The following is a 14,929-nucleotide window of genomic DNA, read 5'->3' as shown; positions in this document are numbered from 1 at the left end:
GCCCATCTCGGCTCGGCGTCAGGCCTTGCTCGTCCAGATCAGCACGTCCTGGACACCGTCGTTGTAGACCACTCCGTCCGGCGGCGGGCCGGTGACATCGAAGTAGATCTTGCCGTTGGCGGCAGCACCCTGGGCGATGGGCCCGGGGTTGATACCGCCCGGCGTGGGCACCGTGTTGATCACCCGGTAGGTGTCGCTGTTGGCCGCCCTGGCGTTGAAGTCGGCGACCACCGGGGTCACCGTGCCGCGGTCGGCGCGAGCGGTCACGTCGGCTTGATAGAGCTTGCCGTGGGGCTGGTAGCCCGGGATGGTGACGTTGGCCGGCCCCAGGTTGCTGACCGTGTAGGACGTTGCCATCGCTCCGTCGTTGAGCTGTTCGGGCGTGCCGAATGGTTGGACGGCCGGATCGGCGACGGCGGTGGTCGCGGACAAAACACTGAGCGCCGCGATCCCGGCCGCGCCGGCGGCCGTCTTGGCCGCAGTCTTGGAGAGCTTCACTGGTGGCTCCTCCCATCGAGTCGTTACTTGGCGGTGGTCCCGTTGCTGGAACATCACCGCCCGTGTCACAGCGCTTACCCGGGACAGCCGGTAGGGAAACACGGAGGTGGTTGCGCAGCGTCGGGAAATTGTGGATAGTTACGGAGCTCGGGCGTTCAGGAAGTAGCGCCGGTCTGGATCGTCCGTGCCGTTCATTCCTGCGATTCCAGACCGCGGCTCGCCCGCCGGCCGTTCGGAATCAGCTCATACTGTTCGAGTACGAGAAGGCGGGTATGCGGTGGTCGGGGATGTCAATGCTTCGTTTGCTACACCGGCGGACGACGAGGCCGAGGTCCACAGTGACCTCGACCTGGTAGTGGGCCACGGCGAGCCGCAGCGGGTCGGCCGGTTTCGGTACTGGCTCGGCGAGCAGCGCTGGGAGTGGTCGGATACGGTGGCCCGCATGCACGGCTACGAGCCGGGCACCGTGACACCTAGCACCGAATTGTTGCTGCAGCACAAACATCCCGAGGACCGCCCCCAGGTCGCCGAAGTCCTGGAGCGGGTTATCCAGGGCGAGCCGTTCAGCAGTCGGCACCGGATCATCGACACCGGTGGGCAGGAGCACTGGGTCATCGTGGTCGGTGACCGCATGCTCGACGATGCCGGCTTGGTAATTGGCACGGCCGGCTTCTACGTCGACGTCACCGATGTGTTGCAGGCCGACGTCAGCGCCGCGGTGTCCGAGGTCGCCGAGTCGCGCGCGGTGATCGAGCAGGCCAAGGGCGTGCTGATGGTCGGCTACGGCATCTCCGCCGAGCGGGCATTCGACATCCTGGTGTGGCGTTCACAGGAGACCAACGTCAAGGTGCGTGACCTGGCGGCCCGCTTCCTGGCTGCTTTCACCGGCAAGCTGCCGGCCGAGGTGCTGTCGGATCTGGACCACACTCTCTTAACCGTGACCTGAAAAGCGACGCGAAGACTACGCTGGAGAATGCCACGCGGTTAGGTTGCCCGCGTGGTCCAGTGGGTAGCCACCTGAAGGTGGTGAGTGCGATGGCAGGGAATCCCGGCCCTCTCAACGTCGTCGGCGTGGGGGCATCGGCCGGCGGGGTCGAGGCGTTGAAGACCCTCGCGGCCACGCTGCCGAACGATCTGCCCTACGCGGTCCTGGTGGTGCTGCACATCCCGCCGGGGGCACCCAGCGTGCTCGCCCGCATCCTGGACCGCGCCGGTCCCCTGCCGGCGGAGACCGCGACCGCCGGAACCCCAATGGAGCACGGCAAGATCTACGTCGCCGTGCCGGGACACCACCTGCTGGTCGACCGCGGAAAGATCGCACTCTCCGAAGGCCCCACTGAGAACGGCCACCGCCCCGCGATCAATGCTCTCTTTCGGTCGATCGCACTGGCTCACGGCCGCCGAGCGACCGGTGTCCTGCTGTCCGGGGTGCTGGACGACGGGGTACTGGGGTTGAGCGCTATCCGATCGCGCGGCGGGGCGACGATCGTCCAAACCCCAGACGATGCGCTGTTCCCGGCCATGCCCAAGAACGCGATCCACGCCGGCGTGGTCGACCACCAGGCGACGGCGGCGGAGATCGGCGGCCTGCTGGAGAAGCTGGCGGATCGAGAAATCGAGGAAACCGAGATGAAGCCGGACACCAGGATGGAGCTGGAGAACCGCATCGCGATGGCCCGGCGGTTCGCGACCGATTTCGACACCGAGGAGCTCGGTCCGCCTTCGGGCTACGTCTGTCCCGACTGCCACGGTGCGCTGATCGCTGTCAGCGAGGGCAACTATCGCTGTCACGTGGGGCACGCCTGGACCGGCGACGCGCTGTTACAGGCCCGCGACGACGAGGTCGGCAACGCGCTGTGGGTCGCGGTGCGCAGCCTGCAGGAGAAGGCCAAACTGTCACGCCGGCTCGCCGATCAGGTCAGCCCCGGCGTCTTGAGCGAGCGCTATGCCGCCCTGGCCCGCGAGGCCGAACATGCCACCTCGGTACTCGGGCGGCGACTCGCCGCCGTTTACGGTGCCCAGGAGGACGACCCTGAGTAGCGCGTCGAGTCAGCTGACGGTGACGGCGGCCACCGCCGCCGGCGTTCGCCTGCTGACCGCGGCCGGGACGTTGGACAGCGGCACTTACCTCGAACTTCGCGACAGCGTGATCAAGGCAGCGCTCGACGAGCCGCCGGCCGTGCTGGTCGATGTCAGCCGGCTCGATGTCCCGGCGCCGTCGGCGTGGTCGGTGTTCACCAGCGCGCGGTGGCATGTGAGCACCTGGCCCGATATCCCGATCCTGCTGATCTGTCCGCAAGCGGACGTGGCCGCGCGAATCAAGAGCACCGGGGTGACCCGCTACGTCTCGGTGCACGCCGATGTCGCATCCGCGGTGGCCTCGCTCGTGCACGGCCCGCACCCGCGCCGCCGCGCCCGCGTCGCACTGCCGCGTTGTCTGAGCAGTCTGCGCGGTTCCCGCGATTTCGTGGCCGAGTGGCTGACCAACTGGTCGCAGACCGAGCTGATCCCGACCGCGAAAGTGGTGGTCGATGTGTTGGTGGAGAACGTGCTGCGCCATACCGACAGCCACTTGGTGGTCCGGCTCGAATGCGCCGACTCCACCGTCACCATCGCGGTCCAGGACGACAGCGGCGTCCCAGCGGTGCGCCACGAAGCCGCCGCCGGCGGCGCGGATCGAGCCTCCGGCCTGGCGGTGGTCGACGCCCTGGCTCGCGCCTGGGGCAGCAGCCCGACCCCGAAGGGCAAGACGGTGTGGGCTGTGCTCGGCCCAGAGAACCGCCTTTGACCTTCGCAGACCCGAAGAGTCCCGCGAGTAATGTTTGGGGTCGCGAGGTTTCTCCAAGCGGACGGGGCGAGATGGACGGGCAGAACGAAGAGACAGACGAAGCCTTCGAGACCCTGCTGCGCTACCTGCGGGACTCACGCGGTTTCGACTTCACCGGCTACAAGCGCGCTTCGCTGATGCGCCGTGTACGCCACCGGATGAGCCAGGCCGGATGTGACACCTTCGAACAGTATCTGGACGTCCTGCAGGCCAGTTCCGACGAGTTCTCGGCGCTGTTCAACACCATCTTGATCAATGTGACGGCGTTCTTCCGGGACCCGGAGACCTGGGACTACATCGCCTCCGACATCATTCCGCGGATACTGGCCGAGCGTAGCCCCAACGACCCGATCCGGGTCTGGAGCGCCGGCTGCGCCTCCGGCCAGGAGGCCTACACCCTGGCGATTCTGCTGGCCGAAGCGCTCGGCACCGAGGAGTACCGCCAACGGGTCAAGATTTACGCCACCGACGTCGACGAAGATGCCCTCGCCGAGGCGCGGGCCGCCACCTACGACGCCAAAGCCGTCGAATCGGTGCCGCCGGAGTATCTGGACAAGTACTTCGAACAGGTCAACGGCCGGTACGTCTTTCACAAGGACTTGCGTCGCGGGGTGATTTTCGGCCGCAATGATTTGGTCAGGGACGCCCCGATCTCCCGGGTGGACCTGTTGGTGTGCCGCAACACCCTGATGTACATGAACGCCGAAACGCAGCGCAATGTGTTGGGCCGCCTGCATTTTGCGCTGTCCGCTCAAGGCACCCTGTTCCTCGGCCACGCCGAGATGTTGTTGAGCCACAGCGATCGGTTCACTCCCTTGAGCCTCAAGCATCGGATCTTCCGCAAGGCGGCCGGGTCACACAGCGGCCTGGAGCGCTATGACCCGACGGCGTCGATGTATGAGCGGCACGGCGAGCTGCCCGGTCTGGTGACCGTGCGGGAGATGGCATTTCGGGCAAGTCCGGTGGCGCAGATCGTGGTGACCGGCGAGGACACGGTGGCGATGATCAACCAGCAGGCCGAGACAATGTTCGGGCTGTCCGCCCGCGACATCGGGCGGCTGCTGCGCGACCTGGAAGTCTCCTATCGCCCGGTGGAATTGCGGGCGTACTTGGAACAGGCCAAGGTGGACCGGCGTTCGGCCCGGATTCAAGACGTCAGCTGGCAACGCCCGGGCGCCGAGACCGTCTGGTTCGAGATCCACATCAACCCCCTGGTGGACGCCGAGAACGGCCTGTTGGGGGTCTCGATCGTGTTCTTCGACGTCACCGCCACCCGGGCACTGGTCGACAAGGTGGTGGCGACCAACCGCCAGCTCGAGGCGGCCTACGAGGAGCTGCAGTCCACCAACGAAGAACTCGAAACAACCAACGAAGAACTGCAGTCAACAGTCGAGGAGTTGGAAACGACGAATGAAGAGTTGCAGTCCACCAACGAAGAACTCGAAACCATGAACGAGGAGCTGCAATCCACCAACGACGAATTGCACACCATCAACGACACGTTGCGCGAGCGCAGCATCGAACTGGACGACGCCCGTACCTTCCTTGATTCGCTGGTCAATTCGGTGCATCTGGGCATGGTGGTGGTCGACCGAGAGATGCGGGTGATGGTGTGGAACCGCGGTTGTGAGGAACTGTGGGGCCTGCGTTCGGACGAGGCGGTTGGTTCGACGCTGACCAGCCTCGACATCGGACTGCCGATGGACAGCATTCGACCGCTGATCGGCAACGCATTCGTCGATCCGGACCATCCCGGTGAGGCGCACGTCGAAGCCGTCAATCGGCGTGGCCGCACGGCGAAGATCCGGGTGACGTGCGCGGGCTTCCAGGCGCCCGGCGAGGGTGGCGTGAACGGGGCACTACTGCTGATGGAAGCGCAGGCCTGAGCCGTCAGCCGCGCCGAGACTGCTCGGCAGCGGCAAGCTCATGCGTTCGCGCCGCGGCACGGTGGACTTCGGCGGCGTCCAGGTGAGCGTCGCCATCCCCGTTGCCGGCAAACAATGCGGCCTGCTCGTGCGCGGCGGCGGCCTTCAGATGGGCCGAGACGGCGGCGCGGTGTCTGGCCGCGGCATCCCGATGCGCCCGCTCGGCTCTCTCCCGCGACTCCTCGGCATGGCGGCGGGCGTTGCCGGCGTTTTCCGCGGTAACCGTCAGTCCGGCGGCCAACTCGGCCCGTCGCAGCTGCAGTTCCACGGCTCGCAGCCGCGCCAGCTCACCGCGTGCAGCCGCCGCCGACGGGCTCATCGATGGTTCACTACCTGCTGCGCTACCTCGGCCAGCGGCGTGTTGGAGGCCTGCGACAGTCGTTTGAGCAACTCGAAGGCCTGCACCGCATCGATGTCGAACCGCTCCATCAACATGCCTTTGGCCTGGCCGATGACGTCGCGGGAGGCCAGCGCACTGCGGAACTGTTCATCACGACGAACCATGTGCCAGGCCAGCGCGGCATGCGTGGCCAGGATCAAACCCAACTCCACCGCGTCCTCATCGAAAGCATTGGCGGTCTGCGAATAAAAGTTCAGGGCGCCGGTCGTGCCCTCACCGGTGAACAGTTCGAATGCCAAGACGGACCGGATCGGAGTCGTGGCCGCGACCTCCCGGCAATACGCCGGCCAGCGCTCCTCACGGCAGATGTCGTCCAGGCGAACGACGTGGTGCTTCCAGGCCGCAGCCAGGCACGGACCCTCCCGCTGCCGGCGCTGAATGTCGTCTAGCGCAGCCGGGTAGGGGTCTGTCGCAGACAGGGTTTGCACGTCGCCGCCCGACGTCGTGAGCGTGACACCGGCATGCTGAGCGCAGGACATGTGGCCGAGAAGATTCACGACCAGTTCGTCGAGCGCACCGTCGGCGTCGACACGTGCCCGCTGATTCAGCGTGTGAACCAGGTCCGCCACGTCGCGCATCATGTCGTCGCGGCCCGTCACCGCCATGTCTTCGCTCCGCCCAGATCCCGCGTCAGATGCGTCCATGCTCCTCCGATCAGCCAGAAGCGGCAACTACTTCGGCGTCGCGGACGGAAAGCCGTGCCCGAACCAAGAATCCGTCAAATTACTCTCAGGCGTTACATATTCGTCGGCCCGGCCATCACCCCGACCCCGATGCCCGCGCCGCGCCACGGCCCGGCGCCGCGGCCGGCACCAGCCGGTCATATACCCGCAACGTATCGGTGGCGACCCGGTCCCAGGAATACCTGGACCGTGCCCGCTCTCGCCCGGCCTTGCCAAAGCCGGATGCGGCCCGCCGATCCCGCAGAATGGCGTTGATGGCGTTCGCACACGCACGCGGGTCCTTCGGCGGTATCAGTAGCCCCGTTACGTCGTGGACGACGGTGTCGAGCATGCCGCCCACCGCCGACGCCACGACCGGCACCCCGCAGGCCATCGCTTCCAGCGGGACGATGCCGAAGGGCTCATACCAGGGCGTACAGGCGACGACATCGGCAGACCGCAGCAACGCCGGCATATCCTCGCGGGCGACGGAGCCGAGCAGCGATACCCGTTCCGCCACACCGAGATCGGCCGCCAGCTGTCGCAGCCGACAAGCCTCGGGAACGGTATCGAGTTCAGCCCGCTCGGGTCCACCTGCGATCACCAGCTCAGCCGTGGGCACCGTGGTCAACGCCTCTATCACCGTGTCGATTCCCTTGCGGGGCACGAACCTGCCGACGACAACGATGCGCCTCCGCCCCGAGCGGGCCGCGATCGGACCGTGCGGGCAAAACCGGTCCACGTCGACACCGCAGGGCACCACCGAGATTCGCAATCGGTCCCGGCCGAGTCGCATCAACTCGAAGACCTCATCGCTGCAGCCGGCCGTCACCCACGTCGCCTCAAGGGCAACGTGGGTCTCCAGCCGCAGCCGTTCGGCGGGGCTGGTATCTCGCTGCCCCTGGTGTCGTTGCTTGACCACGCCCAGCGCATGAAAGGTCTGAATCGTGGGCACCCGGCGACGTTTGGCAGCCAGCTGGGCGGCGATCCCGGACATCCAGAAATGTGCGTGCGCGATGTCAGGGCGCTCGCGGTCCCACTGTGCGTCGAGGTACCGCCCGAACGCGACCATGAACTGCAACAGTTCGTCTTTGGGCACCTGGCGCGGTGGCCCCACTGGCACGTGCACCACCGTGTAGCCCTGATCGGTGCGCACCCGTTCGGGCAGGTCGGGGTCATCGCGACGGGTGTAGACGTCAACATCGTGGCCGCGGCGGGCCAGCGCTGCCGACAGCTCGGCGACGTGAACGTTCTGGCCCCCGGCGTCGGCTCCGCCCAGAGCAGCCAATGGACTGGCATGTTCGGAAATCATTGCGATCTTCATGGCAGTACTCCCCCGCCACTCCCGGCGCTGCACTGCGTCTCGATGACCTGGTCCCACTGGCGCAGGAATCGGTCGAGGCCGAAATGCTCGGTGGCGTAGTTGCGGGCCGCCTTGCCCACCACCTCGGCCAGGTAACGGTCGGCGACCAACCCACTCAGCGCGGCCCGCAAGGTATCGACGTCCGCACTGACCACACCCGCCTCCGGGGGCACCACCAGCGGGGCCATCGTGGCGGCCACCGCCACCACCGGCATCCCCAGGAACATGGCCTCCAACAGCGACAGACCCAGCGACGTCCAGCGCGCGGTGTGCAGGTAAACGCGCCGGTGCGCCAGTTCCTTCATCAGCTGGTCGGTGCGCAGGTCGCCGTGGCCGACGACACCCGCGCACCGATGCGCTGGTTCGTTGAGGTCCTCGGTGCCGATCCCCCAGACGTCGACCGGCGCGGCTTGCCCCAACGCGCCCAGCAGGTCGGCGCCGACGGTGCGCCAGCGCCGCAGCGGTTCGTTGATCAGGGCACCCGCGGCGGCGATATCCCCGGTGTACAGATGGCCCGGGTCGGCGATCCCGTGGTCGATCACCATGGTCGGCGCGCGGCCGTTGTCCCACATCAGCTCGTTGAAGGCGGTGACGTGGATCAGCGGGATGTCATCACGGTCGGCGATGGGGTGCAGGCTCTCCACCACGAACGGCCGCGGGGTGTTGTGCTCGACGTACACCGCGGGAACATCGATTCCCGGCCGGCGACCCAGCAGGCGAGCAGCCAGCTCCAGCTCGTGTGGTCGCTGCAGCACCACCAGATCGATCTCTTCGTCGCGCAATTGCGCCAACGGCACTTCGCGCGCCCGCGGCCAGTCGCGACCGCACAAGCCGCGGCCGTCGGGATCACGCGGGGCGTTGACCGGAAGGAGGTAGCGGTGTTCGCCGGCGACGAAGGAGTCCATCCAGGAGCCGTGCACGTGCCAGGCGAGCACGGAACGCTGGGTGGTCTGCGGAAATGCCATAACCGGTTGTTACCCGCGACACCGGCGTCTAAACGTGGAAAACGTCCCCGAAGCGGTTTGCTGCAAGGGAATTCGGTGGCGACTGACAAAAGCACCGTTACCGAATCGTTGCAGAGTCGCGGAGATCGGCGTAGGTTCGTTAGCAGGTTGAGTTCACAGCCACCCGGAAAGACGCGTCAACCACGCCAGCCAGGGAGGCCCACTCCCTGCATCTCATCCGTGAAGGTGTAACTCGCATCGACGCGATCCAACAGTACGAGTTTCGACTGATGGAGTAGTGCAATGTCAGCTTTGAAGACCGCCGGGTCGGTGTTCCCGGCGTCCCGAATAGATACCCTCGGCCCCCCCGATACCTGGGAGAGCCGCACCGTCCGCTCCGTCACCCGCTGGGGACGCTCCGGCGCGGTGATCAGCGTCGGCGGCGAACTCGACGCCTCCAACGCCGACCAACTGGCCGAGCACGTGCAACGCTGCGCAGGCTACTGCGAGTGGTTGATACTCGATCTGAATGATCTGGAATTCATTGGAACCGCAGGATTTTCGGCGTTGAAGACGATTGCCGACCGGTGCGCCGAAACCATGGTCTACTGCACGACCGTGCCCGGCGTTGCGGTAGCGCGACTGTTGCGAATCTGCGACCCGACGAACGCCTTGCCGACCACATCGTCGGTGGCTGATGCGCTGGCCGGAGTGCAGGGATTCCGCCGGGTCCGCTAACCCTCACGTCCTCCGGCGAGTTCGCGTGCCCGCGCCTCGCTCTCCACCGCCGGCCCCGAGCCGGGTAGCCGCCTCCCGGCGACTTCGGGGGTGAAGAACAGCGCGAGCGCACCGACGGCTCCGGCGGCGACCAGCAGGTACGACGGCGCCATCGGGTTGCCGGTGCTCGAGACCAGGGTCTCGGCTATCAGGGGTGTGGTGCCGCCGAATACCGAGACCGACAGGTTGAAGCCGATAGCCAGCGCGCCGTAGCGCACCGGAGTGGGAAACAGGGCGGGCAACGTCGCCGGCAGTGTCGCATCGAAGCAGAGCAGCATCAGCCCCACCAGCAGAACTCCGGCGAACACCGTCGGATAGCTGTGGGCGCAGCGGATCAGACTGAACGCGGGGATCGAAACAGCCAGCAGCAGAACACATCCCACCCACAGGACCGGCTTGACACCGACGCGGTCGGACAGCCGGGCCACCAACACCACGGTGGCCATCAGGACCACCAGTGTCAGCACCACCATCAGCAGCCCGGCGGTGTGGGGAATCTGCGCGGTGGTCTGAAGGTACGTGGGCAGGTAACCGGTGAGCAGGTAGTCGGTGACGTTGTAGGTCAATACCAGTGCGATGCACAGCAGCAGGGGCTTCCACTGTCTGACGGTGCGCCGCAGCTGCGCCGCGGCGGAGGCGTTGGGGCTGTCGTTGCGGCCGCCGGCCTGCTGATAGGCCGGTGATTCCGCCAAACGCAACCGCAGGTAGAGGGCGGCCAACCCCAGCGGAGCGCTGAGCAACAACGGAATTCGCCACCCCCACTGCAGCATTGCCTCGTCGGTCAGTTGGCTCTGCAGAACGGTGACCAGCACGCCGGCGGCGACATACCCGGCCTGTGAACTCAGCGGCAGGAATCCGGCCATCATGCCGCGCTTGTTGTCGGGGGCCTGTTCGCCGACGTAGACCATCGCGCCGACGTATTCACCGCCGGCGGAGAAGCCCTGCACCATTCGTGTCGCCACGAGCAGGATGGGCGCCGCAACGCCGACCGCGCCATAGCTGGGGAGCAGCCCGGTGGCAGTGGTGCCGAGCGTCATCAACAGCAGAGTGGTGACCAGCACGCGTTTACGGCCGATCCGGTCGCCGAGTGGGCCGAAGACCAATCCCCCGACCGGGCGTACCGCGAAAGCCGCGGCCAGCGTGCCGAACGCGCCGATCAGGCTGCCGGCGCCGGTGCCCGGGTAGAACACCCGCGCGATCGTGGTGGCCAGGTAGCCGTAGACACCGAAGTCGTACCACTCCATGAAGTTGCCGATGGCGGTGCCTCGGATGGAGCGCCGCACCTGGTCGGGGTCGGCTACGTGGATCTGCTCGCGCCGCCACCGTCGGCGGCGATGCCTGCGGCCGGCCAGTGGGCTATCCCACGCGGCCCTGGCGCAGCTGCCGGACGGCGAAGTCGGCCCCCTGTTGGACCATCGTTACGTCGTCGCCGGCGTAGCTGTCGTGCGCCGCGAAGTTCATGCCGTCGGAGCACACCGCGTCCTCGGGCGCGCACACCTGCAGTGTCTTCGCCTGGTACAAGGGTCCGATCGCGATTGTGGGTTCGTTCAGGAAGTTCATCGCCCGCTCATTGGGCATGGCAAACAACACGACCGCGGCCACGTGATCGGCGACGTCGGGGTCCAGCGGCTTGGGCACCGTCGCCGGGTCCACCCCGTCGGGCACCTGCGCCGAGGTGACGAAACCCATGACCGCCGCGCCCTGGGAGTACCCTCCCAGCACCATCTTGGTTTTGGGACAGGTGGTCGCCCGGGAGACGACGTGAGCACCCGCGTCCCGAATGCCGTCAACACCGGTGCCCCACTGATCGGTAGCCGGATAATTGACCGCGTAGACGGCCGGGCTTGTTCCCAGGCGTGCGTCCAGCGCATTGAGGAACGCTTGACCCGTTGGGCCGACGCCCGGCGGCTCGCCGGTTCCGCGCGCAAAGACCACCTCGGTATCGGGACATGGCGCAGCTCTCGCGGCGGGAACGCCGGGAGTGAGAAGCATCGCGGCACCGGCTGCCGATACCGCGATCACCAGCGGGCCAATGGAATCGAGACTGGTACGCGCGAACATGTCGGTGGAGGTGCCCACCGCGGCCCCGGCCCAAACCGCCTGCCCGAAAATTTTTATGCCGGCGGCGCTTTTGGCCAACACTCTGGACAATGGTCCGCCACTTTGTTAAGACAAGAAGGTTAGGTATCTGTCTTCAGACTGCAGGGCAGCCCTTCGCGGTAACTCACAATGCCGACGGAGGGAACCAAAGCCTCACGGGCCCTGTGTCGGTCTCTCCCCTCTCACACAGCCGGCCGACGGGCCTTGGCGTTCGGGTCTGTGCGAAAGGGGAGAACGATGGGGAACAACGCAACGCACCGGCCGCGCCGGGTCAGCGCGGTCGCAGCGGCGGCAGTGTTGCTGCCGGCATTGATCGGCCTGGGTGCATCGGCCCCGCCCGCCGGCGCCGCCGGGCCGGAATTTTTCGCTGTGCCCTCGCCGAGCATGGGCCACAACATCACCGTCGAATTCCAGGGCGGCGGCGCGCCGGCTGTCTACCTGCTGGACGGCCTACGGGCCCGTGACGACCGCAGCGGCTGGGACATCGAAACGCCGGCGTTCAACGAGTACAGCGGTTCGGGGATGTCGGTGGTGGCGCCGGTGGGTGGGCGCTCCAGCTTCTACACCGACTGGTACGGGTCGGCCAATGGGCAGACCTACAAATGGGAGACGTTTCTGACCAGTGAGCTGCCGAACTACCTCGCCGGGAAGGGCGTACGGTCCACCCGCAACGCGGTGGTGGGCGTGTCCATGTCCGGATCGTCGGCGCTGACCCTGGCGGCCTACCACCCACAGCAATTCACCTACGCCGCCTCGCTTTCGGCGCTGCTGACGCCCTCCAGCGGCAACGGTCCCACGCTGATCGGAATGGCCATGAATGACGAGGGCGGTTTCAACCCGCAGGACATGTGGGGTCCCTCGGGCAGTGCGGGCTGGCAGCGCAACGACCCGACAGTGCAGGCCGGGCGCCTGGCGGGAAACGGCACGCGGCTCTGGATCTACAGCGGCAACGGCAGCCCTTCGGAGATCGGCGAGGGAAGCCTGCCCGGCCAGGTGATCGAGCAGGTCGTCATGCAAAGCAACGTCGCCTTCCGCGACGCCTACACCGGCGCGGGCGGTCACAACGCGACGTTCAACATCGACAGCAACGGCGTGCACAGCTGGGGCTACTGGAACGCCCAACTGGTGGCCATGAAGGGTGACATGCAGAACACGCTGGGCGCTGGAGGGCGAGTCTGACCCGAGCACCAAGCGATCAGTACCAGTAGCGCCTGCCGCCAACCGGGCGCCCCACCGCACCCAGCAGCCAGAACACCGCGCCGACGACCAGCAGGACGATCCCGATCGCCCACAGGACGTAGACGTCGAACACCAGACCCAGGATCAGCAGCAACACCCCGAGGCCGATCATGAGTCATACCCCAGGATCGCGTCGCGTGCCCGGTCCACCATCGAGGCAAACGGCCCGACGAATGCATTGGCCAGTGCGCCCTCGACCCCGGCGTGCGGGCGGGTCGGTGCGATCGCTTCGGCGAGCCTGACGGCCCGTTCCAGCAGCTGCAGTTCGGAGTCACTGAGTTCGTCACGCAGCCGGGCAAATTCGTCGTGTTCTTCGTGGCCGGCATGTTCGAGGACATCGTCACGAAGCTCCCGCAGCTTTTCGGTGAAGAACTCCGAGTCGACGTTGACGTTCTCCAGTTCACCCAGGGCTTCCTTGGCCTGCTTCTCCTCGGCCAGACGTGCGTCGATCATCGCGCGGCCGTTGTCGAGTTCGTGGGCAGCTCGCGGATGAACGATCTCCTCTTCGGCCGTCTCGTGAACGGCCAGCAACCGGCGCAACCGGACGAACGACTCGTCGCGCTCGGCACCGGCGGCCAGCAGCGTCTCGTCGAACAGGGTTTTGATCCGCTGATGCTGCGCGGTGAGGAAATCGACCACATCGGTCCGGCTGTGCAAAGTCGTCTGTGCCATAGCCATGGGCTACCCCGACCAGGTCGGGGCAAAACCCGCGCCAGTCCTCAGGCCACCACCCGGATGCGTTCCAATGACGGGTCGGCGGCATCGGGCAACGCCATTCCGGCCGCCAGCCCGGTGCGCAGATAGTCAATGACTGCGGAGTTGAGTCGTTCGCCGGGCACCACTGCCGGTACGCCGGGCGGATACGGCGTGATCTGCTCGGCGGCGATCCGTCCGGCAGCCTGCGGTGCGGCAACCATCTCGGTCGAGCCAAAGAACGCGTCCCGGGGCAACTGCACTGTCTCCAACTGCAGCTCCTGCGGCGACGGTATACGGATCTCAGGTGATGGTTCGAAAGACGTTGCGGCATTGCGCCATCCGCGTAGTGCGTCCAGCAGCCGGTCGGCGGTGCCGGCATCATCGGCGATGGACATAGTGGCCAGAATGCGCCGGTGATCGGCCAACCCCACGTCGAGGCAGCGGTGTTCGCGCAGCCAGTCCCTGGCCTGATAACCCGAGGTACCGGTCGCCGACACGTCGACCAGCACCTGCAGCCGGTCCAGATCGTGGGAGGCCTCCCTGCCGAGCAGCGCCTGTTCGAGCACTTCGACTCCCGCGATCTCATCGATGCGCCCGCGCACGTCGCGCGCCAATTTCAGTGCGGCGTCCAACAGTTCATGCCCGTGGTGCACCATCTGGCGGCGCCAGCCGTCCAGTGCTGCGTAGATCGGCACGCTGGGGCTGGTGGTCATCAACAGATCGGCGCAGGCCGTCAGTCGCTCTCGGTCGATGAGATCGCCTTGGATGTGGTAGACCGAGCCCTGCTCGAATCCCGCTCCCATCTTGTGCACGCTGACCACACAGACGTCGGCGCCGGCGTCCATCGCCCAGGTCGGCAGGTCTTGGTGGAAGGGCAGGTGCGCACCCCATGCCTCGTCGACGATCAGCGGCTTGCCGCGCTGATGACAGATCTCGGCGATGGCAGCCAGGTCGGCGCAAGTACCGTACGGCGACGGGCTGACCACCAACGCGCCCGCGGCATCGGGGTTTTCCTCCCACGCGCCGGCAACCCGTTCCGGCGACGGCGGGTGGCACAGATGCCGCTCGGCGTCCCAGCGCGGGGCGATCCAGCGTGGCTGGATCCCGGAGAAGATCAGCCCACCCACCACGGACTTGTGGCTGTCGCGGGGCAGCAGCAGCCCACCGTCAGCGCCGCCGGCCACCGCCATCATCGCGGCGCGGACGGAAAGCGAACTGCCGCAGGTGGAAAAGAATGCTGTCGAGGCGCCGACCGCGTCGGCCATCAATTGCTCGGCGTCGGTCAGGAACTCGCCGCGTGCTTCCCAGTCATCCAAACCGCCGCGGGCGAGCACGTCGGCGCGGAACAGGTCGGCGCCCAGCACGTCGAGCACCGACTCGTCGGCGCCGCGGGCCCGGCGGTGTCCGGGCGGGCTGAACCCGTACCGGTCCTTGCGGTGGTAATCGGCCAGGGCTTCCAGCACGGGTGCTCGGCGCTGATCCATCGACGAGCCGCCGT

At 66.8% G+C, this 14,929-nt stretch carries 16 protein-coding genes; 6 read left to right on the top strand and 10 right to left on the bottom strand.

Annotated features, from left to right (window positions below):
- Positions 1 to 18 precede the first annotated feature (18 nt).
- Positions 19 to 498: an MPT63 family protein gene (locus ABW16_RS08600; RefSeq protein ID WP_047318736.1), complete on the bottom strand. Its 480-nt coding sequence runs from the start codon at positions 496 to 498 to the stop codon at positions 19 to 21.
- Positions 499 to 775: 277 nt separating this feature from the next.
- On the opposite strand from ABW16_RS08600, the gene ABW16_RS08595 reads away from it, so the two are divergent.
- From ABW16_RS08595 to ABW16_RS08580, 4 genes are all read left to right on the top strand, one after another.
- Complete coding sequence (locus ABW16_RS08595) at positions 776 to 1,444, top strand: PAS and ANTAR domain-containing protein (protein WP_047318735.1); 669 nt, start codon at positions 776 to 778, stop codon at positions 1,442 to 1,444.
- 89 nt (positions 1,445 to 1,533) lie between these two features.
- Positions 1,534 to 2,538: a chemotaxis protein CheB gene (locus ABW16_RS08590; protein WP_047318876.1), complete on the top strand. Its 1,005-nt coding sequence runs from the start codon at positions 1,534 to 1,536 to the stop codon at positions 2,536 to 2,538.
- Entirely contained in the window at positions 2,531 to 3,286 is a 756-nt protein-coding gene (locus ABW16_RS08585) for an STAS domain-containing protein (RefSeq protein WP_047318875.1), read from the top strand. The genes ABW16_RS08590 and ABW16_RS08585 overlap by 8 nt, the downstream gene beginning before the upstream one ends.
- 71 nt (positions 3,287 to 3,357) lie before the next feature.
- Complete coding sequence (locus ABW16_RS08580) at positions 3,358 to 5,211, top strand: CheR family methyltransferase (RefSeq protein ID WP_047318734.1); 1,854 nt, start codon at positions 3,358 to 3,360, stop codon at positions 5,209 to 5,211.
- A gap of 4 nt (positions 5,212 to 5,215) precedes the next feature.
- Here the strand turns inward: ABW16_RS08580 and ABW16_RS08575 are convergent, their stop codons facing one another.
- From ABW16_RS08575 to ABW16_RS08560, 4 genes are all read right to left on the bottom strand, one after another.
- Positions 5,216 to 5,569, bottom strand: a complete 354-nt coding sequence (locus tag ABW16_RS08575) for a hypothetical protein (RefSeq protein WP_047318733.1) — start codon at positions 5,567 to 5,569, stop codon at positions 5,216 to 5,218.
- On the bottom strand, positions 5,566 to 6,255 hold the full coding sequence (locus ABW16_RS08570; RefSeq protein WP_047318732.1) for a GAF and ANTAR domain-containing protein: 690 nt from the start codon (positions 6,253 to 6,255) through the stop codon (positions 5,566 to 5,568). The genes ABW16_RS08575 and ABW16_RS08570 overlap by 4 nt, the downstream gene beginning before the upstream one ends.
- A 154-nt stretch (positions 6,256 to 6,409) precedes the next feature.
- Positions 6,410 to 7,636 (bottom strand): glycosyltransferase, encoded by a 1,227-nt coding sequence (locus ABW16_RS08565; RefSeq protein ID WP_047318731.1) that lies wholly within the window; start codon positions 7,634 to 7,636, stop codon positions 6,410 to 6,412.
- The gene (locus ABW16_RS08560; protein WP_047318730.1) at positions 7,633 to 8,640 is read right to left on the bottom strand and encodes a glycosyltransferase; all 1,008 of its coding nucleotides are present in this window, start codon (positions 8,638 to 8,640) and stop codon (positions 7,633 to 7,635) included. The genes ABW16_RS08565 and ABW16_RS08560 overlap by 4 nt, the downstream gene beginning before the upstream one ends.
- Before the next feature lie 282 nt (positions 8,641 to 8,922).
- Here ABW16_RS08560 and ABW16_RS08555 point away from each other — a divergent pair, with 282 nt between their 5' ends.
- Positions 8,923 to 9,357, top strand: a complete 435-nt coding sequence (locus tag ABW16_RS08555) for an STAS domain-containing protein (RefSeq protein ID WP_082134003.1) — start codon at positions 8,923 to 8,925, stop codon at positions 9,355 to 9,357.
- On the opposite strand, the gene ABW16_RS08550 is transcribed toward ABW16_RS08555, so the two are convergent.
- Together ABW16_RS08550 and ABW16_RS08545 are read right to left on the bottom strand one after the other, a co-directional pair.
- Positions 9,354 to 10,679: an MFS transporter gene (locus ABW16_RS08550; RefSeq protein WP_047318729.1), complete on the bottom strand. Its 1,326-nt coding sequence runs from the start codon at positions 10,677 to 10,679 to the stop codon at positions 9,354 to 9,356. The two genes, ABW16_RS08555 and ABW16_RS08550, sit on opposite strands and share 4 nt — an antisense overlap.
- A gap of 73 nt (positions 10,680 to 10,752) precedes the next feature.
- Positions 10,753 to 11,475 carry a cutinase family protein gene (locus ABW16_RS08545; protein WP_047318873.1) on the bottom strand — a complete coding sequence of 241 codons (723 nt, stop codon included), beginning with the start codon at positions 11,473 to 11,475 and terminating at the stop codon, positions 10,753 to 10,755.
- Between the two features lie 258 nt (positions 11,476 to 11,733).
- On the opposite strand from ABW16_RS08545, the gene ABW16_RS08540 reads away from it, so the two are divergent.
- Positions 11,734 to 12,675 carry an esterase family protein gene (locus ABW16_RS08540; RefSeq protein WP_047318728.1) on the top strand — a complete coding sequence of 314 codons (942 nt, stop codon included), beginning with the start codon at positions 11,734 to 11,736 and terminating at the stop codon, positions 12,673 to 12,675.
- Between the two features lie 16 nt (positions 12,676 to 12,691).
- Here ABW16_RS08540 and ABW16_RS26755 read toward each other — a convergent pair whose 3' ends face one another.
- From ABW16_RS26755 to ABW16_RS08530, 3 genes are read right to left on the bottom strand one after another with little or no spacing between them, the layout of a single operon-like run.
- The gene (locus tag ABW16_RS26755) at positions 12,692 to 12,847 is read right to left on the bottom strand and encodes a DUF6131 family protein (RefSeq protein WP_167344268.1); all 156 of its coding nucleotides are present in this window, start codon (positions 12,845 to 12,847) and stop codon (positions 12,692 to 12,694) included.
- Positions 12,844 to 13,407 (bottom strand): hemerythrin domain-containing protein, encoded by a 564-nt coding sequence (locus tag ABW16_RS08535; RefSeq protein WP_082134002.1) that lies wholly within the window; start codon positions 13,405 to 13,407, stop codon positions 12,844 to 12,846. The genes ABW16_RS26755 and ABW16_RS08535 overlap by 4 nt, the downstream gene beginning before the upstream one ends.
- Positions 13,408 to 13,454: 47 nt before the next feature.
- Positions 13,455 to 14,915 (bottom strand): aminotransferase class I/II-fold pyridoxal phosphate-dependent enzyme, encoded by a 1,461-nt coding sequence (locus ABW16_RS08530; protein ID WP_047318726.1) that lies wholly within the window; start codon positions 14,913 to 14,915, stop codon positions 13,455 to 13,457.
- Between the last annotated feature and the right edge of the window lie 14 nt (positions 14,916 to 14,929).

The organism is Mycolicibacter heraklionensis (genome assembly GCF_001021505.1).
Taxonomy (GTDB): domain Bacteria; phylum Actinomycetota; class Actinomycetes; order Mycobacteriales; family Mycobacteriaceae; genus Mycobacterium; species Mycobacterium heraklionense.
The sequence above is the reverse complement of the archived record's forward strand: the minus strand, read 5'-3'. Positions and strand labels throughout refer to the sequence as shown.